The sequence below is a fragment of the Victivallis sp. genome (assembly GCF_048170485.1).
Classification (GTDB): Bacteria; Verrucomicrobiota; Lentisphaeria; order Victivallales; family Victivallaceae; genus Victivallis.
Genome location: NZ_DBEXAY010000233.1, coordinates 1 through 26,108, shown reverse-complemented (window position 1 = coordinate 26,108; position 26,108 = coordinate 1). Strand labels below are relative to the sequence as shown.

General features: G+C 63.4%; 21 protein-coding genes. 10 read left to right on the top strand and 11 right to left on the bottom strand.

Going from position 1 to position 26,108, the window contains the following annotated elements:
- Nucleotides 1-332: 332 nt before the first annotated feature.
- From ACMLHG_RS12175 to ACMLHG_RS12160, 4 genes are read right to left on the bottom strand one after another with little or no spacing between them, the layout of a single operon-like run.
- Nucleotides 333-2,384 (bottom strand): transglutaminase-like domain-containing protein, encoded by a 2,052-nt coding sequence (locus ACMLHG_RS12175; RefSeq protein ID WP_417170659.1) that lies wholly within the window; start codon nucleotides 2,382-2,384, stop codon nucleotides 333-335.
- A 5-nt stretch (nucleotides 2,385-2,389) separates the two neighbouring features.
- Nucleotides 2,390-3,721, bottom strand: a complete 1,332-nt coding sequence (locus ACMLHG_RS12170; protein WP_417170658.1) for a DUF58 domain-containing protein — start codon at nucleotides 3,719-3,721, stop codon at nucleotides 2,390-2,392.
- On the bottom strand, nucleotides 3,722-7,015 hold the full coding sequence (locus ACMLHG_RS12165; RefSeq protein ID WP_294434201.1) for a hypothetical protein: 3,294 nt from the start codon (nucleotides 7,013-7,015) through the stop codon (nucleotides 3,722-3,724). It lies immediately after the preceding gene.
- Entirely contained in the window at nucleotides 7,012-7,896 is an 885-nt protein-coding gene (locus ACMLHG_RS12160; RefSeq protein ID WP_294434203.1) for a formyltransferase family protein, read from the bottom strand. The genes ACMLHG_RS12165 and ACMLHG_RS12160 overlap by 4 nt, the downstream gene beginning before the upstream one ends.
- A gap of 230 nt (nucleotides 7,897-8,126) precedes the next feature.
- Here ACMLHG_RS12160 and ACMLHG_RS12155 point away from each other — a divergent pair, with 230 nt between their 5' ends.
- The 6 genes from ACMLHG_RS12155 to ACMLHG_RS12130 all read left to right on the top strand — a co-directional run bounded on the left by ACMLHG_RS12155 (nucleotide 8,127) and on the right by ACMLHG_RS12130 (nucleotide 14,467).
- Nucleotides 8,127-8,783, top strand: a complete 657-nt coding sequence (locus ACMLHG_RS12155) for a hypothetical protein (RefSeq protein ID WP_294434205.1) — start codon at nucleotides 8,127-8,129, stop codon at nucleotides 8,781-8,783.
- 27 nt (nucleotides 8,784-8,810) lie between these two features.
- Nucleotides 8,811-9,770, top strand: a complete 960-nt coding sequence (locus ACMLHG_RS12150; RefSeq protein ID WP_295810206.1) for an ABC transporter permease — start codon at nucleotides 8,811-8,813, stop codon at nucleotides 9,768-9,770.
- Nucleotides 9,771-9,822: 52 nt separating this feature from the next.
- The gene (locus ACMLHG_RS12145; RefSeq protein WP_294434211.1) at nucleotides 9,823-10,596 is read left to right on the top strand and encodes a biotin--[acetyl-CoA-carboxylase] ligase; all 774 of its coding nucleotides are present in this window, start codon (nucleotides 9,823-9,825) and stop codon (nucleotides 10,594-10,596) included.
- Nucleotides 10,597-10,642: 46 nt separating this feature from the next.
- Nucleotides 10,643-10,885: an OadG family protein gene (locus ACMLHG_RS12140; RefSeq protein WP_294434213.1), complete on the top strand. Its 243-nt coding sequence runs from the start codon at nucleotides 10,643-10,645 to the stop codon at nucleotides 10,883-10,885.
- A gap of 42 nt (nucleotides 10,886-10,927) precedes the next feature.
- Nucleotides 10,928-12,766 carry a biotin/lipoyl-containing protein gene (locus tag ACMLHG_RS12135; RefSeq protein ID WP_417170657.1) on the top strand — a complete coding sequence of 613 codons (1,839 nt, stop codon included), beginning with the start codon at nucleotides 10,928-10,930 and terminating at the stop codon, nucleotides 12,764-12,766.
- A 504-nt stretch (nucleotides 12,767-13,270) separates the two neighbouring features.
- Nucleotides 13,271-14,467 carry a sodium ion-translocating decarboxylase subunit beta gene (locus ACMLHG_RS12130; protein ID WP_367170066.1) on the top strand — a complete coding sequence of 399 codons (1,197 nt, stop codon included), beginning with the start codon at nucleotides 13,271-13,273 and terminating at the stop codon, nucleotides 14,465-14,467.
- 113 nt (nucleotides 14,468-14,580) lie between these two features.
- On the opposite strand, the gene ilvN is transcribed toward ACMLHG_RS12130, so the two are convergent.
- Nucleotides 14,581-15,078, bottom strand: a complete 498-nt coding sequence (ilvN, locus tag ACMLHG_RS12125; RefSeq protein WP_294434218.1) for an acetolactate synthase small subunit — start codon at nucleotides 15,076-15,078, stop codon at nucleotides 14,581-14,583.
- Between the two features lie 126 nt (nucleotides 15,079-15,204).
- Complete coding sequence (locus ACMLHG_RS12120; protein ID WP_417170656.1) at nucleotides 15,205-16,782, bottom strand: alpha-L-rhamnosidase; 1,578 nt, start codon at nucleotides 16,780-16,782, stop codon at nucleotides 15,205-15,207.
- Between the two features lie 118 nt (nucleotides 16,783-16,900).
- Here ACMLHG_RS12120 and ACMLHG_RS12115 point away from each other — a divergent pair, with 118 nt between their 5' ends.
- The gene (locus ACMLHG_RS12115) at nucleotides 16,901-17,809 is read left to right on the top strand and encodes a helix-turn-helix domain-containing protein (protein WP_295810194.1); all 909 of its coding nucleotides are present in this window, start codon (nucleotides 16,901-16,903) and stop codon (nucleotides 17,807-17,809) included.
- Between the two features lie 179 nt (nucleotides 17,810-17,988).
- On the opposite strand, the gene rpsO is transcribed toward ACMLHG_RS12115, so the two are convergent.
- Nucleotides 17,989-18,258: a 30S ribosomal protein S15 gene (gene rpsO / locus ACMLHG_RS12110; protein ID WP_417170655.1), complete on the bottom strand. Its 270-nt coding sequence runs from the start codon at nucleotides 18,256-18,258 to the stop codon at nucleotides 17,989-17,991.
- A 225-nt stretch (nucleotides 18,259-18,483) separates the two neighbouring features.
- Between rpsO and ACMLHG_RS12105 the strand changes: the two genes are divergently transcribed.
- From ACMLHG_RS12105 to ACMLHG_RS12095, 3 genes are all read left to right on the top strand, one after another.
- Nucleotides 18,484-19,470, top strand: a complete 987-nt coding sequence (locus ACMLHG_RS12105; RefSeq protein WP_417170654.1) for a dihydrodipicolinate reductase — start codon at nucleotides 18,484-18,486, stop codon at nucleotides 19,468-19,470.
- 138 nt (nucleotides 19,471-19,608) lie between these two features.
- Complete coding sequence (locus ACMLHG_RS12100; protein ID WP_295810186.1) at nucleotides 19,609-20,322, top strand: FadR/GntR family transcriptional regulator; 714 nt, start codon at nucleotides 19,609-19,611, stop codon at nucleotides 20,320-20,322.
- A 32-nt stretch (nucleotides 20,323-20,354) separates the two neighbouring features.
- Nucleotides 20,355-21,719, top strand: a complete 1,365-nt coding sequence (locus tag ACMLHG_RS12095; protein ID WP_417170653.1) for an FAD-dependent oxidoreductase — start codon at nucleotides 20,355-20,357, stop codon at nucleotides 21,717-21,719.
- 10 nt (nucleotides 21,720-21,729) lie between these two features.
- On the opposite strand, the gene ACMLHG_RS12090 is transcribed toward ACMLHG_RS12095, so the two are convergent.
- Genes ACMLHG_RS12090 through glmM form a run of 4 tightly spaced genes read right to left on the bottom strand, consistent with a single transcriptional unit; the run spans nucleotide 21,730 to nucleotide 25,964 of the window.
- On the bottom strand, nucleotides 21,730-22,716 hold the full coding sequence (locus ACMLHG_RS12090) for an aldo/keto reductase (RefSeq protein WP_417170652.1): 987 nt from the start codon (nucleotides 22,714-22,716) through the stop codon (nucleotides 21,730-21,732).
- A gap of 58 nt (nucleotides 22,717-22,774) precedes the next feature.
- Nucleotides 22,775-23,917: a hypothetical protein gene (locus ACMLHG_RS12085; RefSeq protein WP_417170651.1), complete on the bottom strand. Its 1,143-nt coding sequence runs from the start codon at nucleotides 23,915-23,917 to the stop codon at nucleotides 22,775-22,777.
- The gene (locus ACMLHG_RS12080) at nucleotides 23,914-24,588 is read right to left on the bottom strand and encodes an HAD family hydrolase (RefSeq protein ID WP_417170650.1); all 675 of its coding nucleotides are present in this window, start codon (nucleotides 24,586-24,588) and stop codon (nucleotides 23,914-23,916) included. Before ACMLHG_RS12080 ends, ACMLHG_RS12085 begins: the two co-directional genes overlap by 4 nt.
- Nucleotides 24,585-25,964: a phosphoglucosamine mutase gene (gene glmM / locus ACMLHG_RS12075; RefSeq protein ID WP_295810176.1), complete on the bottom strand. Its 1,380-nt coding sequence runs from the start codon at nucleotides 25,962-25,964 to the stop codon at nucleotides 24,585-24,587. Before glmM ends, ACMLHG_RS12080 begins: the two co-directional genes overlap by 4 nt.
- Nucleotides 25,965-26,108: the final 144 nt, after the last annotated feature.

Sequence of the window (26,108 nt, the reverse complement as noted above, 5' to 3'; positions counted from 1 at the left end):
TTCACTGCGAATGGCACTACCTTTTCTCTGCATTTTTGAGCTCCTTTTTCGGTAATTTGGTTTGAGTAAATTTCCAAAGTTACTCGACAAAGGAGTTCTTTTCTACTCCGACAATTGCTTGTCACCTATACATGGTATCTTCCCTGTTACAGTTTTTGCAAGGCCGACGATGGTTCTATAATATCACGGCAATCAGTATATTGCAACTGCCGCAGGGAAAAAAATCCGAACTTTCAGAAATTCCACCCGCGGGAAAAGCTCATATTTTCCGCTCGTTCCGGCAGGGCTTTTCCCCGGTCCAACCTCCCGTTTCCGGCGGTCGCTCCGCCGGGTCAGGGGCGGTAGCGGGCGATCAGGTAGTTCCGGAGGAACCGGCGGAGTTCCACCCGCTCCTCCGGGGCGAGCCGGGTGTCGTGCTCCAGCTGTTGCAGCAGCTCCTGAGCGGTTGGTTCCGCGCCGGGACTGAGCAGGCCGTGCTTCTGCAATGTGCGGCAGCGGCGCAGAAATTCCGCCTGAAGCCGGCGGCGCTCCGGAGCGAGCCGGGTGTTCCGTCTGCGCCGCTTGTGCCAGCGGTAGAGGAGGACGGCGATCAGCAGGACCAGCACCGGCCCGATGACCGGATGCAGGAAGAGGAACACCACACCGCCGCCGAACGCTTCCGCGGCGTCGACAATCGCCGCCGCGATCCTGCCGCAGCGCAGATCGGCGAGCAGTTTGCTCCAGCTGAAGGCGAAAAGGTCGGCATTGCGCGCAAGAGAACCGAGCCAGTCGTCCGACGGCGGCGGCGGATCGACCGTTCCGGCCGGCGTGGCGTCCAGCAGGACCCAGACGCCGCGGTCGCGGTCGTAGGCCTCCGTCCAGGCGTGGGCGTTGCCGATCCGGGCGATGTAGTAGCGTTTCGACGGATGCTCCTCGAAGCAGACCAGCCCGCTGACATAACGGGTGGGGATTCCGCATTCCCGCAGCAGCAGCGCCAGAGCGCCGGCGAAGAGTTCGCAATGTCCCTCCCGGTGGCTCCGGAGGAAGTAGGCAACCGGATCGGTGCGGTACGGAGAACCGGGCCACTCGAGGGAATACCGGAAGTTCTTCCGGAAGAAGCCGACGGCCCGTTCAAACCGTTCCGCGTCGCTCTTCGCATCGGCCAGCCCGATCTCCTGCGAGACGGCGCGCAGCACCCGGCGGAGCCGCCGGGGGATTTCCCGGTATTCCTCTCCGGGCGGCGTCGGTTCCTGCCAGGCGGCGCGCGGGACAATCCGGGGCACCAGCAACGTATAACCGCCGTCGCGGATCATCCCTTCGCTGCCGAGCTGACCATCTGCACCACGGCTCACCTGATTGGCGATCACCTCCACGCCGGTGACATTTCCGGGCGCGGCGAGCCGGGAGTCAACCAGCGGCGCGGCCGGGAAGATGCGGATTCTCTCCCCCTCCCGTTTTTCGGAAGTCACCGCGTAGAATTCGTCTGCCGCCATCCAGTTCTCCATGGCGACCGGTTCGAGCGCGACTCTCCCGCGGTCCCCGCTGTCGTGCCAGGTGCCGCGGTCGTAGCGGGAGAAGGCATTGAGCCGCAAATAGCCGGGCGGCCCCGGGGCAATCGCCCGGAGCGCCACTTCGGCGGCCGCCTTGCGCTGTTCCGGCGGGAACGGGCGGTAGAGTTCGGGCGTGCCGCCGAGCTGATGCGGATGGCGCGTCGGCCGGTTCCGGTAGAGCTGGCGGATTCCCATCCGCAACAGCGCGTTTTCCCAGAACCGGATGGATCGTTCGTACTGCCGGTAGAGCAAGAGGAAGCCGAAGAAGATTCCGGCGGTCAGGACCAGCGAAACGGCGAGGAAGAAGAGGTGTTTCCCGCGCGGCCGCCCGCGCCCCGCCCGCGACGCCAGCAGAGCCGCGACCGCGGAACAGCCGAAGGTGATCCCGTAAAAGAGCCGGAAATGGTGCGTCAGCAGCAGGTCCAGTGCCAGCCGGTCCGCCTCCGGACCGTTGCGGCGGAGGTCGCCGCCGACCAGAAAGGCCATCAGAGCCGCCGCCGCTGCGATGCCGACGCAGTGTCCCTTCCGGCGGAAACCGACCGACAGCGCCGCCGCGTAGAAGAGGAAGGGCACGACGATGCCGGGGCGCAGAAAATAGGCCATGAACCCGAACCGCTCCATCCGGATCGGCACCAGATAGTTGCCGAATGCGGTCAGGATCAGCGCGACGATGATCGAATAGGTGACCGTCCGGTCGGTGACGCGCCAGCCGTTGCGGGAGACGCCGGCCAGCGCCAGCAAAAGAAGCGTGAGAACCGGCACGTGCGGCAGATCCGCCGCCACCGCGAAGAAGAGGAGCGCCGGCAGCAGAATTGCGGCGGAGGCGAAAACCATCCAGCGGGAGTGTTGTTCCATCTGGTTCACAGCGACACCACCTCCCCGTTCTGAACCGCACGGGGCGACACCGTGGAGCATCCCTCCGGCAGCTCCCCCTCGAAGGAGTCGCCGATCAGGAGAATCCGGGTCGAAACCCCGTGGCCGTGGAGCTGTTCGATGAAACGGCGGCGGTCCGCGTCGAATCCGAGCAGCAGGACCACGGCGCCGCCGATCCGGGCGACGTCGCGGAAGAGCTCCGGTTCCAGCTGGTTGAGCGCCGGTTTCGGCGAAGGTTCGATGCCGGCGAGAATGTCGCAGACCGATTCGAAGGAGGCGGCGTTCCGGCCGGTTTCAAGCCGGTAGAGCGTCGGTCCGGCGGCAAAGAGCTCCACCACCGCCTCACCGCGGGAGAAGTAGTCGGCCAGCGCCGCAGCAAGCTGAAGTGCCGCCTCCAGCCGTTCGTCCGGCTGACGGCGGCGGAACCGCAGCGACCAGAACGGCGGCGGCGGCACAAATGTATCGACGATCAGCGCGACCCGTTTGAGTTCGTTCTCCTCGAACTCCTTGACCACGAAACTGCCGGTTCGTGCGCTGCCGGGCCAGTCGATGTGCCGGATGTCGTCACCGTCGCGGTAGTCCCGCACGCCGATGAGATCGGCGGACTCCCCGACCCGGGAGTAGCTCATCGAGCCGGAAGCCTGACAGCGCTTCCCCACCGGCATGGCAAAACAGCGCAGCGGCGTGAAGGCCGGATACACCGACAGCATCGCCCCGCCCCGGCTGCGGCAGCTCCACTTGATCAGATGGAACGGGAAACCGGACTCCGCCCGGGCGGCGGGAATCCGGTACCGGCCCCGCCGGACCGCCCGCACCCGGCCGGATGCCGTGCAGGAGCTCCGCCCCGGCAGGACCTCCACCGTGGCGGCCGCCTCATGTTTCAGCCCGAACGCGTAGTCGAAGGGGTCCAGCGTCAGGTCGTACGCCGGGAGCCGCCGCCGGTTTCTCACCCGGAAAACGGTTCGGAACAAGGAGCCGGCCCGGACCCGTTCCGGCAGAGTGCGATCGATTTCCAGCCGCGGGCGGAAGAGCATTCCCGCCGCCGTTTCCACCAGAAAAATCGCCAGAAACAGCGGGATCACCACGCGCATCGGCGCTTCCATCGCCACCGAAGCGTACAGGACCGCCAGTGCCATGACCGGCAGCAGCCAGAGCGCGACCGGAGAAAGCACGCTGCGGAGAATCGCCCAGCTCCAGGCGGCGAGCGCCAGAGTGCTGGAGCGGTAGCGGGCGCCGGGACGCAGCAGGAACGGCTGAAATGACGGCGGGCCGTCGAGAAAACGGTTGAGGATTCGGCGGGAGAACGCTTCGAATCCCATCTAGTTTCCCTCCTGCTCCGGGAGCCGGTAGGTGATGGAGACGGTCATATCCGAATCCAGGCCGAGCGAAGCCGGGTCGATCGCGTCCACATAGCGCTGAATCGCATGGTCCGTCACCGCGATCGGCCGGGTCGGGCGACCGGTGACCACCAGTTCAAGCGTGCCTTTTCCCGACTCTTCGCGATCGATCTTCAACTGCAAGTTGCGGCAGTTGAAGTCCCGCAGAATTTCGATGATCCGGCGGGTTCGCGGCGAATCCCCGGCCTGATTCAACAGGAACGGCTCCAGGGCGCCGAGCCGCAGATGATCCACCCGGTCGGAGGAGAAGTCCGCGGAAACCAGTTCCGGCGCCGCCCCGGGCAAAATCCGCCAGACCGCGCGCCCCGAAGCGACGCCGCTGATCGGTGCCGCGGGCAGCTTGAGCGCCTCCATCAGCTGACTGATCCGCACGCCGCGCAGGCGCACGCCCGTCTCGACGGCCCCCATGCCCGGCGCGAGCAGAACCGGTCCCTCCAGCCGGGCACGCCCTCCCCAGAGCACGCCGCCGGCGCCGATGAGATTGAACTCTCCCGACTGCGGCAGACGGAACCGCAGCCGCCCCTGGTGCATCGTCACCCCATGCCCGCTCATCCGGCGGAACGAAAACTCGCCGCCGGAGTTTTGCCGCCGGGTTTCGAATTCCCCGAGCCGGAGCGTTCCCTCGAGCCCTTCCCAGGCGAAACCGCCGGCCGTCAGGCGACCCTCGGAGGGCTGAAATGCCAGTTGCCAGCCCCCGCGGCCGCCGAAGGAGCCGGATGCGGCAAGTTTCCCGGTATAACGGCATTCCCCCTGGAATGCGGAGGGAGCATCGAACTGCAGCGGGCGGATCAACGGCGTCGGTTTCAGCCGGAAGGAACCGGCAAAGGGGGTTCCAGCACCGATTCCGCCCTGAAATTCGAGCGGCTCCCCCTCCAGATAGGGCGAAGAGGCGCGCCCCTGAAACGTGAGGCCGCTTCCGCCAAGGCGCAGCACGCCGCCGGCGGCATGAATCCACTCCCCGGGCATTTGGATCCCTTCCGCGGAAAATCTCCCCGACGGCCCCTCCCCGCTCTGCGGGAAATGGATCGGAACAGTGGCGGAAAGCCGTTTCACCGCCAGCGGAACCCCTTCGCCGAGCTGCACCGTCAAACTGCCGTCCTTCAGCGACGCTTCGCCGGAAAAATTCCCCTCCTTCCGGGCGAGAGACAACGCGACAACCGGGGCCTCCAGCGACCAGCCGGGCCGCCCGGCCGCCTCGCTCCAGGAGCCGGCGACTCCGGAGAGCGACATCGCCAGCGCGACCGGCTCCCCCGCCAGCCAGCGGGCATCGCCCGAAAAACCGCGGAAGGTGCCGGTAAAATTCCCCGTCTTCATCGTTCCGCCCGGCAGTTGGAAGTGTGCGTTCCAGCCGGAGGGGAGCAGCTCCGTGCCGCGGATCTCCCCCGACACCCGGAATTCACCGCGCGGGGCGCTCCAGGTCGAACCGAAAAGATTCAGAACCGGTTTTTCCAGCGCCACGTTCGAAATCAGATTGTCGCCGGGCGTGATCTGCCGGCGGCTGAAATCACAGTCCAGTTCCGCACCGGCGGCGGAGAGCTCCGCCCGTCCGTTGCGCAGTGTGCCCCGGCCGCAGCCGGCCGAGAGGCGATGGGAGGCGACCCGGCCCTCGTCATCCAGTTCGACCACGCCGGTCAGCCGGAACTCCTCGAGCGAACCGCTGCCGAACGCGGAATCCACGACGGCAACCCGGCCGATCTGAATGCCGCCGGCGATCTCCCCCGGGCGGCGGTCGGGACGCCCCGCCGCCAGCGAGGTGGAAAAGCGCCCGGCGAGATTTTCCAGCTTCAGTTTCGGCAGTTCGGCGCCGAAGACGTTGACGCCGGCCGCTTCCGGCTCCAGATCGAGTTTCCAGGCCGGTTCGCCGGGGAGCCGGGAGAGGGCGAATCCGATCCGGGCCCGCGCGGCCCCCCAGGCACTGCGCGGCTCCGGCCACTCCAGCTTGGCGGTGTCCAGCTTCCCGGTCAGGGTGAAGGAGGAGACCGCCGGAGCGGTGAAGTCAAAGTTCCAGCTGCCGGAAATCGTGCCGGGAAGCGCGGAAAAGGAGGTCTGCTCCGCAACCGGCCGGAAACGGAACTGGTCAAACCCGAACGCGTAGTCGATCTCGCCCCGTGCCCCCACGCCCGCGCCGGAAAGCTTCGGATTGCGCCAGAGACAGCTCACCAGCCCCAGCGGCGTCTCCCACTGCCAGTTCATCACCCGGTCGGAACTGCCGGACTGACGCAGCTCCCAGGCGCCGTTCTGACGATCTATCCGGCCGTCCAGCCGCAGATTTCCCGACTGCTTCCCCGCCGGAGTTGCCGTGGAGAGCGAAAACCGGAGCTCCCTGCCGCCGTCGCCGGAGACCGTCAGCGCGCCGAGCGGCGCCACGAAAGGCAGCTGAAGCTCCGCCTCCGGCAGGGTGATGCTCCAGTGCTTGCCGGGGCCTTCCCAGCGGAACGAATAGCGGCCGCCGGGCGTGAGGCGCCAGAAACCGCCTTCGATCATCGCCGGCTCCGGGAAGAGCCCGTCCGCCGTGAGCGGCTCCGTGAAGCGGAGATGTTCCGGACCGAGCCGGAGCGAGCCGCTGACCGTGAAACGACCGGGCACTCTCACCTCCTTCGGCATCGGCACGCCGGCCGCCGCCAGCATCGCCGCATCGAGGTGCCCGGAGAAACGAAGCTGCCAGGAGCCCTCCGCCGCGCGGAATTCCCCCGTGACCTGAAATCCGGTCTCGGGCAGAACGATCTTCACGCTCCGCGCCCCATCCTTTTCTTCGCGGATGCTCTGCAGAGTGAATGGATATTTCCTGCCGTTTTCGCCGATCCAGACGCCGGCAAGCGCGATCTCCTCCGCCGCAATCCGGCCGGGGAGGCCGTCCGTCTGCAAACTTTTCAGCAACACGGGCAGCTGCCGCAGGACGACACCGCCGCAGAGAATCGAGCGCAGTTCACCCTCCCGCTCCGGAACCAGTGTCAGGCGGACCTCTTCGGCGGAGAACAGCGTTTTTCCATTCTCACTCCACGCGAGATCGGCAATTGCGACGCCGTTCCCGTTGTCCGCGCGGATTCTGCCGAACTCCACCCCCGGAATCCGCCGCAGCATCCGCCGCACCCCGGCGCGGGGAGAGTGAACCGAATCCCAGCAGGAGCGCACCACCCCGGCGGTGGCGAGCAGAATGACCGCGCCGAAGAGGATCGCCTTCGCCCGGCCGATCCGGAAACGGCGGCGCCCCCTCATGGCAGGACCGGCTCCGACCGGTCGACGGAGTACTCCACCGTGCGGACAACCAGCCACTTCCCGTCACGGAGGAAACAGAGCCGCCCCTCCTCATCGACGCCGAACCGCCCGGCGGCGAAATCCGCGGTCACCCGCGGCAGGACAACGTGGTCGCCCGCCACCTTCAGCCGCTCGAGATTGGCGACGGCAATGCGGCGCAGTTCGTCGTGGAAAGGGCTGTGCCGCCGGGCGGCACAAATCCGGGCCAGCTCCTCCAGCGGGTGCCCCTCCAGGTCGACCGCCATCGGGCGGGAAACGCCGAGCACCGGCCCGGAATCCATCTCCGCCGCCCCGCTCCCCCGGTAGGGCTGTGCAAGGATCACACTGCTGCGGAGCGTGGGAAATCCGGCGAGAATCGCCTGCTCCACCGGCCGGAAATGGAGGCCGGCCAGCAACCTCCGCCCGTCCCGTTCAATCGTGAGATCTCCCGGGTGCACGTTGAGGCAGGGCAGATCATCGGTGAGATTGGTGAGCGGCACAAACCCGGCCAGCACGGCGAAATCCACCCGGTACGGCGCCATAAGCCGGCGCAGTTCATCGGTCCACTCCTCGCGGATCTCCCGCCGGCGTGGGGTGGTGAGCGCAATGGCTTCTTCACCGCGCGCCCGGTAGAAGGCTTTGATGTCGAGCGCCGCAACCGGCACGCCGAACTCCCGCCCGAGAGCCGCCGCCCGGCTCGTCTCCGGCGCATCCGTGACAATCACCACCGGTTCGAATGCGAGGCCGGAGTGTTCCCGGCAAAACCGGAACAGTGCTTCCGCATTGGTTCCACTTCCGCTCATCAGCACGGCGACACGCGCCGCCCCCGGGAGAGAGCGTTTAAAAAAAGGTCTGATCCGCATAGTTTCCGTCATCATATCGGTCGAATTCATCGTTCAGGCGGCGACACAGCTGCGCCGTCCTCTTTAAAATGCCGTATTTTTCCAATTCTTCAAGTAAAATAATCGAATATTTTCAAACTCTGCGGCAAAAATTATTTGCTTGTCGATGGAATCAGGTTATATTTTAAGAAAAGGAGTTTGTCTTTACACGGCATGCTGTCGAGTAATCCGCATTAATCGTGAGGTGCAAAATGGTACGTTTCAATCTGGTGAAAACCGCTCTCATGCTGTCGATCGTCGCGCTCTCCCTCGGAGCGGCCGCCGCCCCCTGGGCCGTCAACGGGCCGCGCGACCGGATCGTGACGCTGGTTCTGACCGGCAACTACAAGAGTCCCCGGCTGCTGGCGGAGCTGATTCAGAACGAAAGCCGCCAGCCCTACATTCTGCTGCCCACCCGGGAGTCCGGTGACAGCCGCATCTTCTTCTGCCCGCCGAAATCGAAGGGTTCCGCCTCGCTGGAAATTCCGGAGAAACAGTTCAACTCGTTCATCCGCTTCATCAATCCGCGCCGCATCGTCGTGCTCGGCAACGCCGCCTACATTCAGCCCAAATATCTGCAGATGCTCGACCATGCGATTCCGGTGGTCACCATCGACTGCGTGGACTGGCAGCGCAACGCGGAGGAGCTGACCGATCTGCTCAACCTCAGCAACCTCGCCGACAACTACAAGCGCCTGCGTGAAGTGATGCTCAACGACAGCCGGATCTACCGCCCGGTGAGCCGCCCCGCACCGAAACCGGTCCAGCCGGCCGAGGCCCCGATGGAGGAGAAGGCGGTCGAAGAGGCTCCCGCCGCGGCGGAAGAGACGCCGGTCGTTCAGGAAACCGCGCTCCCGGCGGCGGAGTGACCCCCGCACAGAGCGAGAGGCCGGCCGATGTTCAACTTCTTTAAAATCGCCGCGAACACCTTCCGGGAATCGGTCCGGGAGCCGGTGTTCTTTCTGATGCTCTTCTGTGCGCTGGTGCTGATCGGGCACTACCCGTCGGCCGCGCTTTTCGTCTTCTCCGAACAGCTCAAGCTGGTGGTGGACAGCTCCATGGCGACCGGTCTCATCTTCGGGCTGGTCGCCGGCGTGCTCTGCGCCAGCCACACCGTCGCGCGGGAGATGCGCAACGGCACCGTGCTGCTGCTGCTTTCCAAGCCGGTCTACCGCTGGAACTTCATCCTCGGCAAGATCGCCGGGATTCTCGTCGCCGTGACGCTCTTCACCGCGGTCTGCAACTTCGCCGGAATCATCGCGGTCTACGTCGCCACCGACCAGTTCCGCATGGACATGGGGGTGTACTACCTCTACCTCGGGCTGCTGGCGGTCGCCTGCCTGGCGGGGATGCTGGCCAACTTCTTCCGAGGCAGCTCCTTCCCGGAGATCACCTCGTACGTGCTGACCCTGCTGATTCCCTGCTTTGCGGTCTACTGCCTCCTCGCCAAGCCGGAGCCGACGATCTCGCTCTCCGACCTCGGCTGCGCGCTGGTGCTCATCAACTTCGCGACGATCGCCATGGCGACGCTGGCGGTGGTGTTCGCCACCCGGCTCGACATCGTGGCGAACCTCTGCGTCTGCACGGTGATCTTCTTCCTCGGACTGGTTTCCAGCTTCCTTTTCCAGCGGGAAACCGGTTCGGACGCACTCGACCTTCTGTTCGGATTTCTCTACGCGGTGATTCCCAACTGGCAGTACTTCTGGCTCGCCGACGCGGTGGCGGTCAACCGGCCGATTCCGCTCTCCTACGTGGCCGGCTGCGCAGTCTATGTCACCATTTACGTCGTCATCGCCGCCATGTGGGCGGTTGCGGTGTTCGAAAACAAGGAAGTCGCCGGCGACAACCGCATCTGACCGGCTTTTTCCACCAACATTCCGGGCCGCCGCCGGCGGCCTTTTCTGTATCATGATGAAACATACCATTCCCGTTCCCGAACCGGTTCTGCTCGATGTGGTGGATTCCACCAACACCTACGCGCGCAATCATTTCGACCAGCTGCCGGACGGCACGATGGTCGCCGCCCGCTGTCAGACGGCGGGGCGCGGGCGCCGCGGGCGCGCGTGGCTCTCGCCCGCCGGACAAAACATCTACGCCACCTTTCTTTTCAAACACCTTGCCGACGGCTTCCACGGCGGCTGCCTGGTCGGTGTCGGCGCCCTCGCCTGTCTGCGGGAGGCCGCGCCGGGCGTGGACGCCTTTTTGAAGTGGCCGAACGACCTCTACGTGCGTGAGCGCAAACTCGCCGGCCTGCTCTGCGAAAGCGCCCGGATCGAAGCCGGCAGAATCACCGGCGCCGTCGCCGGAATCGGCATCAACGTCAACCTGCCGCCGGAAGAGCTCCTTTCGGTCGATCAGCCCGCCACCTCCCTGCTGGCGGAAGAAAAACGGGAATTTAATTTAGAAATCCTGACAAAACGACTGGCAGAAACAGTATTTCGATATTATATTACTTATTTAAACAGTGCGGACGCCCTGCTTGCCGAATGGCGCAGTGCGAACCGGCTGATCGGACGGAAAATCTCCGTAACCGACTCCTACGGGAGTGCGCACGAAGGGATTTTCCGGGCGATATCGGCGGACGGCTCGATGATTTTCGAGGAGAACGGGCAGATGAAATGCTTCACCTGCTGTGACGTGAAGATCAACCGGGAGTCGGTCGACTGGAATCATTTAACATAGACAGTTCAATCTAACAACCAAAACGACAACAGAAAAGGGTGATGACATGAGCAACGTTGAGTTGATTATGGGCGGCCTCAAACTGTTGGTCTTCGGTATGGGGATGGTATACTTCTTCCTCATACTGATGATCATCGCCATGAACCTCATGCAGAAGGTTCTCGCGCCGTTCGCGGCGGCTTTCGAGCCGGCGCCGAAGGCTCCGGCCAAGTCGAAGAAAGCCTCCGATGATGACGCGCAGCTCGCAGCCATCGCGGCCGCGGCAGTCGAACTCGCCCGGAAGAAGTAAACCGATTCAAACAAAAAGTTTAATATCACAGAGAATTCCGCTATGAAAAAAATTAAATTCATGGATTGCTCGTTCCGCGACGGTTTCCAGTCCTGTCTCGGCGCCCGTGTCAAAACCGACGATTTCCTGCCCGCGCTCGAAGCGGCTGTCAAGGCCGGCATCAACTACATCGAAATCGGCGGCGGCGCCCGGTTCCAGAGCCTCTATTTCTACTGCCAGGAGGACGCCTTCGACATGATGGACCGCTGCCGCGAAGTGGTCGGTCCGGACGTCAACCTGCAGACCCTCGCCCGCGGCGTCAACGTGGTCGGTCTCTCCAGCCAGTCCAGCGACATCATCGAGCTGCATGCCAAGCTCTTCAAGAAGCACGGCATCACCACGATCCGCAACTTCGACGCGCTCAATGACGTGCGCAACCTGACCGCCTCCGGCAAATACATCACCCAGTACGGCCTCAAGCACCAGGCCACCGTCACCATGATGGGGCTGGCGCCGAACCTCCATGAGTCCTACGCTCATACGCCGAAATTCTACATCGACCGCCTCAAGGAGATCCTCGAGAGCGGCCTTGCGTTCGACAGCCTCGCCTTCAAGGACGCTTCCGGCACCTCCACCCCGCAGACCGTCTACGAGACGATCAAGATGGCGCGTGAAGTGCTCGACGCCGAGTTCAAGGGCGACAACCGCAAAGACATCCAGTTCCACACCCACGACACCGCCGGCATGGCGGTCAGCTGCAACATGGCGGCGATCGAAGCGGGCGCGGACACCATCGACCTGGCGATGAGCCCGCTCTCCGGCGGCACCTGCGAAGCGGACATCCTCGTGATGTACCAGCGTCTGCGCGGCACCGAATACACCCTCGACATCGATCCGGAAAAGATCCTCGCCGCGGAAAAGGTCTTCGAGCAGTGCATGGATAAGTACTTCATGCCGCCGGAGTCGATGCAGGTCTCCCCGAAGATCATCTTCAGCCCGATGCCGGGCGGCGCGCTCACCGCGAACACCCAGATGATGCGCGACAACAACTGCCTCGACAAGTACGACAAGTGCATCGAAGAGATGCGCGAAGTGGTCGCCAAGGGCGGTTTCGGCACCAGCGTGACCCCGGTTTCGCAGTTCTACTTCCAGCAGGCGTTCTCCAACGCGATGCAGGGCCGCTGGAAGGTGATCGACAAGAACGGTTACGGCAAGATGGTTCTCGGCTACTTCGGCAAGACCCCGGTCGCGCCGGATCCGGAGATCGTCAAGCTCGCCAGCGAACAGCTCGGTCTTGAGCCCACCACCGAAGCGGTGGTCGACATCAACAACCGCAATCCGAAACTCGGAATCAAATACAACACCGAACTTCTGGAAAAGGCCGGTCTCCCGGTGACCGAGGAGAACATCTTCATCGTCGCCGCCTGCGGCGAAAAGGGCCTCAACTTCCTCAAGGGCGACCGCCCGATGGGCATCCGCTACAAGGAAGCCGCCGCGCCGAAGAGCGCCGGCAAATCCAACGGCGCCTACACCGCCACCGTCAACGGCAAGAACGTCGCGGTTCAGCTCAATGCGGCGGGAGACGCCTACACCGCCACCGTCAACGGCAAGAGCTTCACGGTCAAGGTTGCCGAAGGCACGGTCGCTCCGGCGGCCGCGGCTGCTCCGGCCGCTTCCGGCGATGCGGTTCCGCTCCCGTCCCCGCTCCCGGGCACGGTGGTCAAGATCGCGGTTGCCGAGGGTGACGAAGTCGCCGAAGGCGATGTCATTCTCGTGATCGAAGCGATGAAGATGGAAACTGAAATCAAGGCTCCCAAGGCCGGTATCGTCCGTGAGATCAGCGTCACCCAGAGCCAGGTTGTGGCCGCCGGCGACACGCTCGCGATGATCGAGGAGAAGTAAGTCATGCGCAGTTTCAAACTCTTTTTGACGGCATTTGCCGCACTCTTCGCCTGCGCCGCCATTGCCGCTCCGGAGCCGACGGTTCCGGCTCCGGTCGCCAAAACGGTGCAGGCGGTGGAGAGCATTCAGAAAGCCAAACCGGCGGCGGATCTCACGCTTCCGGCCGGCATCGTCGCCCTGCCCTCGGGGGACGATCTCTTCCAGTGGTTCGCCGCTCCCGACGGGCGGAAGTACCTGGTCTACGCCTGGGAGAAGCCCGCGGTGGTCTTCTCTCTGACGATGGCGGCCAAGCAGAAGGTTCTGCCCGGCCGTGAGGCGCTGGTTGTCGCTCCGCAGGGGCGCAGCAAAGGCAAACTCAAGATCACCGAATCGCTGAAAGTCGAGAAACTCAATCCGGCGCTCGAAGCCTCCGCCATTCTGACCAAGGGAATGGTGCTCGGCTGCTTCCTGCCGGTGGATATCGTTCACGACTCGGTTGACAACAATACGCCGGAAGGCGGCAAGATGCCCGGCTGGGGTGAGGCGTTCCAGGGGCTCTGGAAGAGCACCGGCATCTACGATCTCTGGCACCAGACCACCAGCGACTTCAGCAAGACCTGGATCCTCGGTCTCGGCCGCGTCCTGATGATGGTGGTGGCACTGGTTCTGATCTACCTGGCGATCGTCAAGGAGTTCGAGCCGCTGCTGCTGCTGCCGATCGGATTCGGCGCGCTGCTGGCGAACATTCCGCTGGCTGGCATTTCCGGGCCGGATGGTCTGCAGGGGCAGATCTACAACGTCGGTATTGAATCCGGCGTCTTCCCGCTGCTGATCTTCATGGGCGTCGGCGCGATGACCGACTTCGGTCCGCTGATCGCCAACCCGAAAACTTCGTTGCTCGGCGGTGCCGCTCAGCTCGGCATCTTCACCGCTCTGATCGGTGCGCTGGTTCTGACGATGGTCATTCCGGGAATCGACTTCCACTTCAAGGAAGCCGCCAGTATCGGTATCATCGGCGGCGCCGACGGCCCGACTTCGATCTACCTCACCAGCAAACTGTCGCCGAAACTGCTCGGCGCGGTCGCCGTCGCGGCCTACAGCTACATGGCGCTGGTGCCGATCATCCAGCCGCCGATCATGAAACTCTGCACCACGGCGGAAGAGCGCAAGATCAAGATGAGCCAGCTCCGCAATGTCAGCCGTCTGGAGAAGATCTGCTTCCCGCTGCTGATCACGCTGCTGTGCGCCTTCCTGCTGCCCGATGCGGCTCCGCTGATCGGTATGCTGATGTTCGGCAACCTGATGCGCGAGTGCGGTGTGGTGGAGCGTCTCAACCAGACGGCGCAGAATGCGCTCATCAACATCGTGACGATCTTCCTCGGCCTCGCGGTCGGTTCGAAGCTCTCCGCGGATCAGTTCCTCTCGCTGCAGACGGTGGGTATCCTGGTTCTCGGCGCGGTTGCCTTCGCCATTGGTACCGCGGGCGGAGTGCTCTTTGCGAGAGTTATGAACCTCTTCAGCAAGAACAAGATCAACCCGCTGATCGGCGCGGCCGGCGTCTCCGCGGTGCCGATGGCGGCCCGTGTTGCCAACAAGGTCGGTCTTGAGGCCAACCCGCAGAACTTCCTGCTGATGCACGCGATGGGACCGAACGTCTCCGGCGTCATCGGCTCGGCGGTCGCCGCCGGTGTTCTGTTGAACATGCTCAAGGGCATGATCTAAACCGGAAATCCGGAAACAACGAAAAGCCCGCGGCGCGGATGCGTCGCGGGCTTTTTTTATACCACCGGGAGCTCCGGCGGCTTTTCTGATGGAACAAAGGAACGAATGGAAATTTATTTTGCGCAGCGGGCGATGGCGACCCGGCCGGAACGCGCCATCTCGACGATGCCGAAATCGCGGACCAGTTCGATGAAGTTATCCAGCCGGTCCGAACGGCCGGCGATTTCCACGGCGATTTCACCGCGGCTCACCGAAACGATCGTGCCGTCGAAGATCTCCACGAGCTGAATGAGTTGCGACTGCTCCTCGCGGGAGGCGGTTTTGAGCTTGATCAGCGCCATTTCCCGTTCGATGAACCGGCTGCCGGTGAGATCATCCACCCGGATCACATCGACCAGCTTGCGCAACTGCTTGTCGATCTGCTCCAGGATAGCGGCGTCACCGGTCGTGACGATCGTCATTTTCGAATAGGCGGGATCCTCCGTTTCATGCACAGTGAGCGACGAGATGTTGTAGCCGCGGCCGCTGAACAGCCCGGCCACCCGGGCGAGGACGCCGAACTTGTTCTCGACCAGAACCGATATCGTATGTTTTTCCTGATTTTCCACCATAGGAACACCCTCTCTGATTGGTACTTTCTATAACATGCCGCAACAGTCCGGGTTTGTCAATCCTTTTCCGGGAAAAACTCCCATCTTTGCCGAGGTTCGGCGGAAAAACGCAGAGGACTCTCCCTTCTACTCCTCGACCACCGTCACCCCGGCCGGAGCATCGATTACCGGTTTTCTGCCCCGTTCGGCTTCGATCTTCACCGCTCCCGCCGGTGTGGGGAAAGAGAGTTTCAAATAGTCAAGTCCTGCCAGATCCGGCCGGATTGCCAGGCGGCGGCACCCCGGTTCAAGACGGCGGATTCCGCCGAGCCGCTCGCTCAGAAATGCGGTCGGTCCGGCCGCCCAGCCGTGACAGAGGCTGTGACGCAGTCCGACGTAGCAGTAATTGCCGAAATCGGCATGCAGATCGTCCCGCCCCGCCACCGGCAGTTCTGAGATCGGCGAGGTATTCCGGAGCCAATCCAGATCAAAATCCTCCCAGAAGGTGGTGGCGCCGTAATCGAGCATACCGCCCCAGTAGCGACGAATCAGCTCCAGGGCCGGAGCGGTCGGCTGTGCGAACAGCATGTAACAGCCATAGAAGGTGCTGACTCCATGGAACGGGTCGCGCAGAAGCACATCGCGCCGGTCTGCCAGTCCGGAGAGCGTCTGCACGGCGGCAGCGGCCTTGCTGGAACCGCAGTCGGGAATGTATTCGGCCATCCGGCGATGGACCGCTTCGAAATCGGCACTGTCGATTCCGAGTTCACGGCAGAGCCAGGTGCCGCAACCGAACGCCCAGTAGAGCAACCCCTGCAGTCCGGCATGAAGCGCGGCCGGATTCCGGCGGCTCGGCCAGTCGAGAAAACGGTCACCGGGCACCGCCTCTTTTCCATCCGGAGTCACATACGAAAGACACTGCCGGAGCAGGCCCGCCAGATACTCCTTCTGCTGTTCGAGCCAGGCGCGGTCCCCGGAATGCAGATAATAATCATAAACCGTGATGATCCACCAGAAGTTGTAGGAGGTCATATTGTTCATCACCGCGGGCAGCGGCGTGTGTCCGCGGAGAAAGTCGAGCGTCGTCGGAATCAGCGGAATCGAACCGAACACCACCAGGATGCTGCGCACTTCCGGATTGAGATCCCCCATCCAGACCAGCCGGTCGCGCTTGGCGCCGTCGTAGATGTAGTCCTGCATATTGAGCAGCAGCGTGTAGGCGCCGGTCTGCCAGATTCGGTTCAGCCGTTCATCCGAACTTTCGAAGCTGCCGATCCATTCCAGATCCCGGTAGAGGGCGACGGCGATCACATTCTGCAGTTCCAGCGCGCCGCCGACGGCGTCAATCCGCACAAACCGGAAGGCGGTGTTGCCATATTCGAGCATTCCCATCGCCGGCAGGTCGAGCACCGTGTTATGGATCGCGTGATCCTGGTCGGGTGTCCCCATCGCCTCGCTCGCGGACTCCCCGAACCGAAGGCGGGCGCGCCCTTTCCGACAGCAGAGCAGCCGCACTCCGCCATGCAGTTCAATGCCGAAGTCCAACAATATGCCGCCGCCTTTTGCAATCCGTATTTTCGACATCGGTCCGGCCACCCTCGGCTGGAGATCAAGATTTCCCGGCATGATCTCCGCACCGGAACAACCGGACTGCCACAAAATCCGTTTCACAGGAAGATACTCCCGAATCCGCTCATCCCGCCGCGCGTTGGCATAGATACTCATTTTCTGCTCTCCCGTACGCGTTCAACAAAAAAATATATCGATAATATAACAGATTTCCAGGCAAAAACCTTGATAATCCGCTCATAAAAGGGTATATTCCGTCTAAAAGGAGCAGAAGATGGCCGAAAAAGAGATCGTTATCACCCTGGAGTGTTTTGATGACCGGCGCTATCCGCTTCTGCGGCGAATCGACTACGATACGGCGGAATCGGACGTCGCACACTGTCATGAGTTTCATGAACTGGTGCTGGTGCTCTCCGGCACCGGGTTTCATCGGACGGGCGGGGAGGAGTATCCGATTTATCCGGGAGACGTCTTCGTGATTCCGCCACGGCAGGAGCACAGTTACCGCAATCTGAAGAAGCTCTCCATCGCCAACATCCTTTTTCTGCGCGAAGAGTTCCCCGCCGAATTCGAGGAGCTGCATGCGATGCTCGGATATTATGTCCTGTTTGAGGCGGATAAATCGTTTCCGGGGGTACACCGGCGGCATCTTACGCTCACCCAGGAGAATTTTTCCCGCGCCGCCGAATTCATCCTGCAGATGGAGCAGGAGGCGTTGCGCAAAGCTCCGGGGTGGAGATTCATCACCAAACTGCTTTTCTTTCAGCTCCTCGCCCTGATCTGCCGCACCTTTTCCGCACCGGAGGCCGCCCGGGAGAACGAAACATTCAAAATCAGCCGGGTACTGCGCTTCTGCCGGGAAAACTATTCGCGTCGCCTCACGCTACAGGAACTGGCCGACGCCGCAGACATCTCGGTTTCCACATTGACCCGGCTTTTTCGACAGCGCATGGGGCGCAGCCCGATCGCCAGTTTGAACCGTCTGCGGCTCGACCGGGCGGCAACACTGTTGCGGGAAACGGATCTCCCGGTATCCCGCATCGCCGTCCTGTGCGGCTTCTGCGACAGCAACTATCTGGCCAAGAGCTTTTCCGCAACCTTCCAGCTCTCGCCCCGCGCCTACCGTGCAGCAGGCCGGCGAAGCAGCGAACGGCGCGGGGAGCCCCTCCGGCCGGCAGAGTGATCCGGCTTCCCGGCCGGACCGCTTCATGCGCCGTTTTTTCCGCATCCGCCACGGCGAGAGTTCCATACAGAGCCCCCCGGAGGTTGCGTGTACCCCCGTCGCCTGCCGAAGAAAAACAAACAAGGACCGGAGAAACTTGCTTCCTCCGGTCCCTGTCTCCGTCTCGCTGGATCTGCCGATTACTTGGCGCGGCGGATGCCGAGCGCGTCGGTGATCTCCAGATACTTGGCGCGATTCTCACGGGCAAGATAGCTGAGCAGCTTCTTGCGCAAACTCACCATCGCCAGCAGTCCGCGGCGGGTGCTGTGATCCTTCGGGTTCGCCTTCAGGTGCTCGGTCAGCTCGCTGATGCGGCCGCTGAGCAGCGCAATCTGCACTTCCGGCGAACCGGTGTCGCCTTCCTTGCGGGCAAACTTGTTGATGATCTCAGTTCTCTGGGCCTTGTCCATCTTTTTCATCCTTTCACTGGTTGCGTGTTCGGCAGCCGGTCCGTTCCGGACAGAGAAACGGCAACCGCCTGAACCGTTGCGTCGATTTTATTAAAATAATCCCCCAACCGGAACTTTTCAAATATTCCGACAGGAAAAACTGTTTTTTTCCACTTTTCGATTTGATTTCATCCCGGAATCATGGAACATTACGCATATGCAAAACCCCGGGAGAAACTTTCACCGATGAAGAAAACCAGAATCCTGTTGTGCGGCTTCGGCCAGATCGGCCGGATGCTTTACCGAACCCTGCTGCGCCGTCCCGAATTCGAACTCGCCGGCGTCATCGACCTTGCCCCTGAACTCACCGGAGCCGACGCCGGAACTGTCGCCGGGTGCCCCCCCTGCGGCATCGCCGTTTCCACCTCGCCGGAGGGAATCTCCGCCGACGTCGCCGCCGTCACCACCGTCTCCCGCGCCGACGCCTGTACCGACACGCTGGTCGAACTCGTCCGGGCCGGACTCCCCGCCGTCACCACCTGCGAGGAGCTCTTCTACCCCTGGCCGCTCCACGAAGCGGCGGCGGCGAAAATCGATCAGGCCGCCCGCTCGGCCGGCGTGCCGGTTCTCCCGGTCGGCATCAACCCCGGATTTCTGATGGACTACCGCGCGGCGGTGCTCTCCGGCCTCACCGGGGAGATCACCCATGTCCACATCCAGCGCATTCAGGACGCCTCCCCCCGCCGCCCGGCGTTCCAGAAGAAGATCGGCGCCGGGCTCACCCCGGCGGAGTTCGAAGCGGAGAAGCTCGCCGGGCGCCTCCGCCACGTCGGCCTGCCCGAATCGGTCTATTTCCTCGGCGCCGCCCTCGGCCGGAAACTCGATGCCGTCACCGAAACCATCGAGCCGGTGATCGCGGAAGAGGATCTCGCCATTCCCGGCGCGGTTCCGGTCCGGCAGGGGTGCGCCCGCGGCGTCCGCCAGCTCGGCCTCGGAATCTGCGACGGACGCGAATTCATCCGCATGGAGTTCGTCGCCGCCATCGGCGAACCCGGTTCGATCGACCGCGTTCACCTCTGCGGCACCCCCGAACTCGACAGCGTCATCCGCGGCGGAGTCAACGGCGACCTCGGCACCTGCGCCATCGTCCTCAACGCGGCCCGCGCCATCGCCGCCGAATCCCGTTCCGGCCTGCTCACCATGCTCGACATGCCGCCCGTCACCGGCGCCTGACGTCTGAATTCCTGAATTCCGCTTCCCTTCTCCGGAGGCGGAATTTTTTTGCCGCGATAATATGTAGTACATATTGACCTTTCCCCGGGATGGTGTTATATTGAAACAGGAGGAGGAAACAGGGAACAGGAGAAGCCAATGGAAGAGAACGCGCGCCGCGAATCCTTGACCGACATCGCCGAAAGAGAGATCTTTCACTATCTGCGGGAAAACCGGTTCCGCCCCGGTGACCGGCTGCCGATGGAGGAGGAGCTGGCGGAGAAATTTCATATCAGCCGGACCATCGTCCGCGAAGCGCTCAGCCGCCTCCGGATGATGGGGTTCATCGAATCGAGAAAACGGCGCGGCATGGTGGTCGGTCACCCGTCGATCTTTGAAACGGTCGCCAAGGTGATCGATCCGGCGTTCCTCGACGAGGAGGAGCAGAAAGATTTCTTCCGGCTCCGGCTGACGATCGAACTTGGACTGGCCGACATGCTCGCCGAACAGCTGACGGAGGAGGACCTCGCCGACCTGGAGAAAATCGTCCGGGAGGAGGAGGCCGATCCCGCCGACTACCGTCGCTTTCTGGAGTGCGACTACCACTTTCATTCGCGCATCTATCAGGCGACGCGCTGCCGGTCGCTGGCGGCGTTTCAGAAGATTCTGCTGCAGTTTTTCACCGATTTCGAAACCCGCCTCCAGAATGCATCGAGCCGGTTCGCCCGGCGGTTCGACGATCCGGAACAGTGCACCCACCGGGATCTGCTCGCCGCAATCGCCACCCGCGATCCGGAGACGATTCAGCGAACCATGCGCCGCCACCTGGCCACCCACCGGAACCCGCCGGACGGGCAGGCCGGAACATGCTGAAAACCCGAAACCGCCAAAAAGGAACACGCCCCATGACTCCGGAAGAACAGACGAACCCCACCCGCAATTGGAACAAATCCTATGATGTGATCGTTGCCGGCGGCGGCCCCGCCGGTGTCGCCTCCGCCATCGCCGCCGCCGAATCAGGGGCGAAAACCCTGCTGGTCGAGGCGACCGGCGAGCTCGGAGGCACCGGAACCGGCGGCGGAGTCAGCCACTGGCTCGGCGGACGCTTCGCCGACTGTTCCGGCTTCGTGGTCGGCGGGCTCTTCCGCCGCTTCGCCGAAACCGCGACCGCCGAAGGCTTCGCGCTCCTCCCGCAACCGGAACGACAGGGATACTCCCCCTTCGGCTGGGACGGCAACCCGCACCTCACCGCCGGAGTTCCTTTCGACCGCTGGCGGATGAGTGAATTTCTTGACCGCCAGTGTCTCGACGCCGGCGTCGATCTTCTGTTCTTCACCCGTCTCATCGGCTGTACCACCCGGGAGGGGAAAATCACCTCGGTCACGCTTCACAACAAGAGCGGTCTTTTCGACCTCGCCGCGGCGCAGTTCATCGACGCGACCGGCGATGCCGACCTCGCCGTCGCGGCAGGCGTACCCTTCCGGGTCGGCCGCGACTCCGACCATCGCACCGCCCCGGCAACGCTGGAGTTCCAGGTCGAAGGGGTCGATGAAGCGGCGCTTTCCGGCTACATCAACGAACACCACGCCAATCGGATGCTGGAGGAGATCCGCCGGCTCTCCGCACAGGGGATCTGGAAGTTCCCTTATGACCGGTTCATCTGCGTGCGGATGCCGGAAGAGGGGGTGTTTCTCGTCAACACCTCGCGGCTCACCGGCGTGGACGCGCTCGACGGCCGTTCGGTCAGCGACGCGATGGTGCGCGGCAGGCGGGAGACCTTCGAGCTTCTCGCCCTCATGCGGGAACACTTCCCCGGCTTCCGCAACGCGAAACTCCGTTTCATCGCCACGTTGCCGGGCATCCGCGAGAGCCGCCGGATCGACGGAGCGTTCACGCTGACCGTCGGCGACCTACGCGAAGGAACCGCCTTCGACGACACGATCGGGTTCTGCTGTTACGGCTGGGATCTTCCGGATCCGAACCGCCCCAGCTACCAGCCGATGACCGAGCAGAACATCGCCATCCGGGATCTCATTCCCCTGCCCTTCCGCATCATGCAGCCGCAGAAAATCACCAATCTGCTCTGCCCCGGCCGGGCGGTCAGCGTCGAGCGGGATGTGCTCGGACCGGTCCGCGTCATGGCCTCCTGCATGGCGATGGGCGAAGCCGCCGGCGTCGCCGCCGCCCACCCGGAGTTCTCCATGGAGGCGCTCCGCGGGGAACTCCGCCGCCGCGGCGGTATCGTCGACGGTCCCAAGCGGCGGGTGTGACTGCCGCAACTTACGCCAGCGCGGCGTCGATCCGGGCCAGCTCTTCGGGCGCGAACTCCAGGTGGTTCAACCCGGTGACCGTCTCGCGGATCTGCTCCGGACGGCTCGCGCCGACCAGCGCTGAAGCCACCCCCGGCAGATGCAGAACCCAGGCAATCGCCATCCCGGAGAGCGTCTGCCCGCGGGAGGCCGCGATCTCCTTCAGAGCCCGCACCTTTCCGAGCAACTCCGGCGTGATCGAGGAACTTTTCAGGAAACCGTTGCGCGCCGCACGCGAATCCGCCGGAATTCCGTCCAGATAGCGGTCGCTCAACAACCCCTGCGCCAGCGGCGAGAAGACGATTCCGCCCACCTTCTCCTCTTCCAGCAGCCGGAAGGAGCCCTGCTCTTCATGCGCCCGGTTGAGCAGATTGCAGCAGATCTGGTGGAGGACGAAGGGGGTGCGCAGTTCGCGCAGGACCGCAATCGCCCGGCGGGCCGCTTCCGGCGGATAGTTGGAGATTCCGACGTAAAGCGCCCGCCCGGAACGGACGATGAAATCCAGCGCCTCCATCGACTCCTCCACCGGAGTATCCGGGTCGGGCCGGTGGTGATAGAAGATGTCGACGTAATCGACGCCGAGCCGCCGGAGACTCTGATCACAGCTGGCGATCAGGTTCTTGCGCGACCCCCACTCCCCGTAGGGTCCCGGCCACATGTAGTAGCCCGCCTTGCTCGAAATGATGAGTTCGTCGCGGTAGGGCGCCAGATCCTGCCGGAGAATCCGGCCGAAGGTGATCTCCGCCGACCCCGGTTCCGGACCGTAGTTGTTGGCCAGATCGAAGTGGGTGATCCCGAGATCGAACGCGGTCTGCGCCATCTTCCGGGCGTTTTCATAAACGTCGACACTGCCGAAGTTGTGCCACAAGCCGAGCGAGACGGCGGGCAGGCGCAGTCCGCTGCGGCCGCAACGGCGGTAGGGCATGGTTTCATAACGATTTTCTGCGGGACAATACATGGATTTTATCCTTTCCGGCACAACGGCCTGTCATCGATTCCGGCGCCGCTCGGCAAGTTCAGCGGAAGATCACCTCATCCAGTTTCCCGGCAACCCCCAGCTCCCGGAGGAAGCGGAAGTGCGGCTGGAAAAACCCCACCTCATAGAGGTTGTGCGAATCGCTCCCCAGCGACAGCCGCACCCCCTTCTTCAGGCAGAGTTCAAAAAATTCATGCTCCGGCTGGTTCTGGTGAAAGTTGACCTCCGCCGCGACCCCGTAGCGCGCCAGCAGATCGGCGACCGGCGCGAACAGTTCCACCGGTTTCTCCAGCCCCGCCCAGGCGAAGATGCGGAACGGATGGGCGAGAATGTCGACGCCGTACTTCAGCAGCGATTCGATGTAGAAAAGAAACTCCCGCGACGCTTCGCGCGGGTCGCTCCGGTTGACCAGAAAGTGCACCGCCCCCAGCCGGACTTCGGCGAGCGGACGCTCCTTCTCCGCAAGCAGGACATCGCCGTTCCGGTCGACGTCGAGCTCGAATCCGTGCCGGTAGCGCCCCGGCGTGCGGAGTTCGGCGCGGTACTCGTCGGAGCGGTCGATCGCCCGGCACCCCTCCGGCGTCCCCCGGGTGCGCCAGACCGAACGCCCGTTCCAGTAGTCGTCGCTCTCGAAGTAGAGCTGGCCGGAGTGTTCGGCAAAGGAAACTCCGCCGAGTCCGGAGAGCTTCGCCATCTCCAGCGCCCCGTCCACGTGCATGTTCTCACTGCAGTACGCCGCCGACGTGTGGATGTGAAAATCGGTCACCTGTGCGGCAAGTTCCGGTTCGATCAACGCCCGGCGCTCCACCTTCGGCAGTGCGCCGCCGTCGAACTCCGCAACCAGATATTCGAAGGGAGAGGTCTCAAAATCCGGCACCCGCCCGGCCGCCTCGCGAATCCGCCCGGCCAGCGCGGCGGGCGCAAGCGACTCCCCGCAGACCGTCACCGGCTCGACGGCCCCCGGAAAAATCACCGGCAGCTCCGATTTGCGCCGGGCGAGCGAAGCGTAGAAGGCCTCGAGAAACCCCGGCTCCGGAGCCGCGTTCCCTGCGGTCAGCTCTCCCGTCACCAGCAGCAGATCCGCCGGTTCGAAGCGGGAGAGCCAATGGGCGGCGCGCAACAGCAGGAACTCCATCCGGTCCCCGGCACGGTGGCGGGGATTGGAGATCAGGGCGACCTTCACTTCTCCGCCTCCCGTTTCCAGCTGAGGATCGGCCAGTGGAGCTGTTCCGCCAGAGCCCGCAGCGACGCCGAAGGATTGACCGTATACGGGAATCCGCACGCTTCGAGAATGTACCGGTCGTTGATGCTGTCACCGTAATAGGCGAGCTCCGCAAGCGTGAATCCCCGCTGTTTCAGCTCGGCGGCGGCGATCTCCACCTTGCCCGGGCCGACGCCGTAGACGCCGGCGATTCGGCCGGTGTACCGCCCGTCGCGCAGCTCCAGCTGTGTGCCGAGCACCAGATCGATGCCGAACGCCTGCGCCACCGGAGTGGCGATCACCGAATTGGTCGAGGTGAGGATGCCGACCGGAAGCCCCGCGGCACGCAGTTCGCCGATCAACTTCACCGCCTCCGGATAGAGCCGGTCGGCGATGAACTCCCGGAAGTGCAGCTCAGCCAGCTCCGCCATCCGCTCAACGGTGTTCCCGGCGAACTCCCGGAACTGAAACTCATGAAAGGCTTCGATGTCCAGTTTCCCGGCATTGTAGTCGTCGAAAAAGCGGTCCGCCTCGGCAAGCGCCGTCTCCGGCGCCAGCTTGTGCGCCACCGCAAACTGCTTCCAGGTCACATCGCAATCGGCCTGGATCAGCGTATGATCCATGTCAAAAAGATAGAACTTCGCTTCCGTCACAATTCCCCCTCGTTGGTTAGCTCCGCGCGAATCTCCGCGGAAAAACGCTCCAGCAGCGCCTCGGCGGCGCCGCGCTCCTCCGCTTCGACGTTCAGCCGGAAAATCGGTTCGGTGTTCGATGAGCGCATCAGCACTCGCCCCGCATCAAGATCGAAACGCAGACCGTCAAAGGTCAGCGGCGAACGGTCCGCATATTTCCTGCGGAAGTGATCGAGCACGTTCCGCGCGGCAATCGGCGGCACCGGGAAACGGGCGGAAAGATTGTACTGCGCCGGGAACTCCGCCACGATTCCGGAAAGCGGCCGGTCGGAAAACGCGAGCCGTTCGAGAATCAGCGCCATCGCCGTGAAACTGTCCCGCCCGGAGTGAACCCGGCGGTAGATCACCCCGCCGCAGTTGCCCTCGCCGCCGATCATGCTGTCGGTCTCCAGCATCTTTTCGACCACGTTGATCTCCCCCACTTTCGAGAGGACCAGGCCGCAATGATACGAGTCGGCAATCGCCTCCAGCAGGCGCGACGTCTGAATGTTCACCACCACCGGCCCGGGATCTCCGCCGTCGAGCACCTGCTCCACCGCCAGCGCCACCGTGTAGTGCGGATTGAGCGCCTCGCCGCGGTCGGTCACCACCGTGAGCCGGTCCCCGTCGGGATCCTGCCCGAACCCGATATCGCAATGAAAGTTCCGCACGGTTTCGCAGAGCGCCCCAAGATTCTCCGGCAGCGGCTCCGGAGGACGCCGGAAACAGCCGTCCGTCTCGTCGTGAATCGGAAACACCTCACAGCCGAGGTGACGCAGAAACTCCGCCGAATAGAGCGCGCCCACGCCGTTGGCACAGTCGACCGCCACCCGGAAACGGCGGCGGCGCACCCGCTCCGTGTCGATGACCGAAAAAATCCGCTCCTCATGCGCGGCAAACGCCCCCGTCATCGTGCGCACATCGCGCAGATCCTTTTCCACCCGGCAGGGGGGATTGCCCTGGCTGTAGAGGTCGAAGAGTTCCGCCGCCTCCGCCGGATCGAGAAACATGCCGTCGCCGCCGATGAACTTGAGCGCGTTCCACTGGGCCGGGTTGTGGCTCGCGGTAATCGCAATCCCCCCCGAAGCGCCGATGCGCGAGACGGTGAACTGAATGGTCGGCGTCGGCACAACGCCGAGCTTGACCACCTGGCATCCGGCCGAGAGCAGCCCGGCCGAAAGCGCCTCCTCGAACATCGCCCCGGTGGCGCGGGTATCCCGCCCGACCACGACGCGCCCGCCGCCCCGGTAGAGGCCGAACGCGGCACCGAGTTCCGCGACCAGCCGCGGCGTCAGCCCCTCTCCGACAATGCCGCGCACGCCGCTTTCGGAGAATTTCAATGTGTTGAATCTGCCCATCTGCAAAGCAATCTCTTCGTTCCTTCCGGTAATATAAACCACACCCTTCCCCTTTTCAACAGCAGAACACCCATTTCACGCCATCCTCCTCCGCTCCATCATCAAAAAACTTAAGATTTCCTGATTTTCAATTTGAAAAAACAC

What these genes read in the sequence shown, in the direction of transcription:
- ACMLHG_RS12175 (WP_417170659.1), bottom strand. Translation starts at nt 2,384, where the DNA reads ATGGAACAACACTCCCGCTGGATGGTTTTCGCCTCCGCCGCAATTCTG.
- ACMLHG_RS12170 (WP_417170658.1), bottom strand. Translation starts at nt 3,721, where the DNA reads ATGGGATTCGAAGCGTTCTCCCGCCGAATCCTCAACCGTTTTCTCGAC.
- ACMLHG_RS12165 (WP_294434201.1), bottom strand. Translation starts at nt 7,015, where the DNA reads ATGAGGGGGCGCCGCCGTTTCCGGATCGGCCGGGCGAAGGCGATCCTC.
- ACMLHG_RS12160 (WP_294434203.1), bottom strand. Translation starts at nt 7,896, where the DNA reads ATGCGGATCAGACCTTTTTTTAAACGCTCTCTCCCGGGGGCGGCGCGT.
- ACMLHG_RS12155 (WP_294434205.1), top strand. Translation starts at nt 8,127, where the DNA reads ATGGTACGTTTCAATCTGGTGAAAACCGCTCTCATGCTGTCGATCGTC.
- ACMLHG_RS12150 (WP_295810206.1), top strand. Translation starts at nt 8,811, where the DNA reads ATGTTCAACTTCTTTAAAATCGCCGCGAACACCTTCCGGGAATCGGTC.
- ACMLHG_RS12145 (WP_294434211.1), top strand. Translation starts at nt 9,823, where the DNA reads ATGATGAAACATACCATTCCCGTTCCCGAACCGGTTCTGCTCGATGTG.
- ACMLHG_RS12140 (WP_294434213.1), top strand. Translation starts at nt 10,643, where the DNA reads ATGAGCAACGTTGAGTTGATTATGGGCGGCCTCAAACTGTTGGTCTTC.
- ACMLHG_RS12135 (WP_417170657.1), top strand. Translation starts at nt 10,928, where the DNA reads ATGAAAAAAATTAAATTCATGGATTGCTCGTTCCGCGACGGTTTCCAG.
- ACMLHG_RS12130 (WP_367170066.1), top strand. Translation starts at nt 13,271, where the DNA reads ATGCCCGGCTGGGGTGAGGCGTTCCAGGGGCTCTGGAAGAGCACCGGC.
- ilvN (WP_294434218.1), bottom strand. Translation starts at nt 15,078, where the DNA reads ATGGTGGAAAATCAGGAAAAACATACGATATCGGTTCTGGTCGAGAAC.
- ACMLHG_RS12120 (WP_417170656.1), bottom strand. Translation starts at nt 16,782, where the DNA reads ATGAGTATCTATGCCAACGCGCGGCGGGATGAGCGGATTCGGGAGTAT.
- ACMLHG_RS12115 (WP_295810194.1), top strand. Translation starts at nt 16,901, where the DNA reads ATGGCCGAAAAAGAGATCGTTATCACCCTGGAGTGTTTTGATGACCGG.
- rpsO (WP_417170655.1), bottom strand. Translation starts at nt 18,258, where the DNA reads ATGGACAAGGCCCAGAGAACTGAGATCATCAACAAGTTTGCCCGCAAG.
- ACMLHG_RS12105 (WP_417170654.1), top strand. Translation starts at nt 18,484, where the DNA reads ATGAAGAAAACCAGAATCCTGTTGTGCGGCTTCGGCCAGATCGGCCGG.
- ACMLHG_RS12100 (WP_295810186.1), top strand. Translation starts at nt 19,609, where the DNA reads ATGGAAGAGAACGCGCGCCGCGAATCCTTGACCGACATCGCCGAAAGA.
- ACMLHG_RS12095 (WP_417170653.1), top strand. Translation starts at nt 20,355, where the DNA reads ATGACTCCGGAAGAACAGACGAACCCCACCCGCAATTGGAACAAATCC.
- ACMLHG_RS12090 (WP_417170652.1), bottom strand. Translation starts at nt 22,716, where the DNA reads ATGTATTGTCCCGCAGAAAATCGTTATGAAACCATGCCCTACCGCCGT.
- glmM (WP_295810176.1), bottom strand. Translation starts at nt 25,964, where the DNA reads ATGGGCAGATTCAACACATTGAAATTCTCCGAAAGCGGCGTGCGCGGC.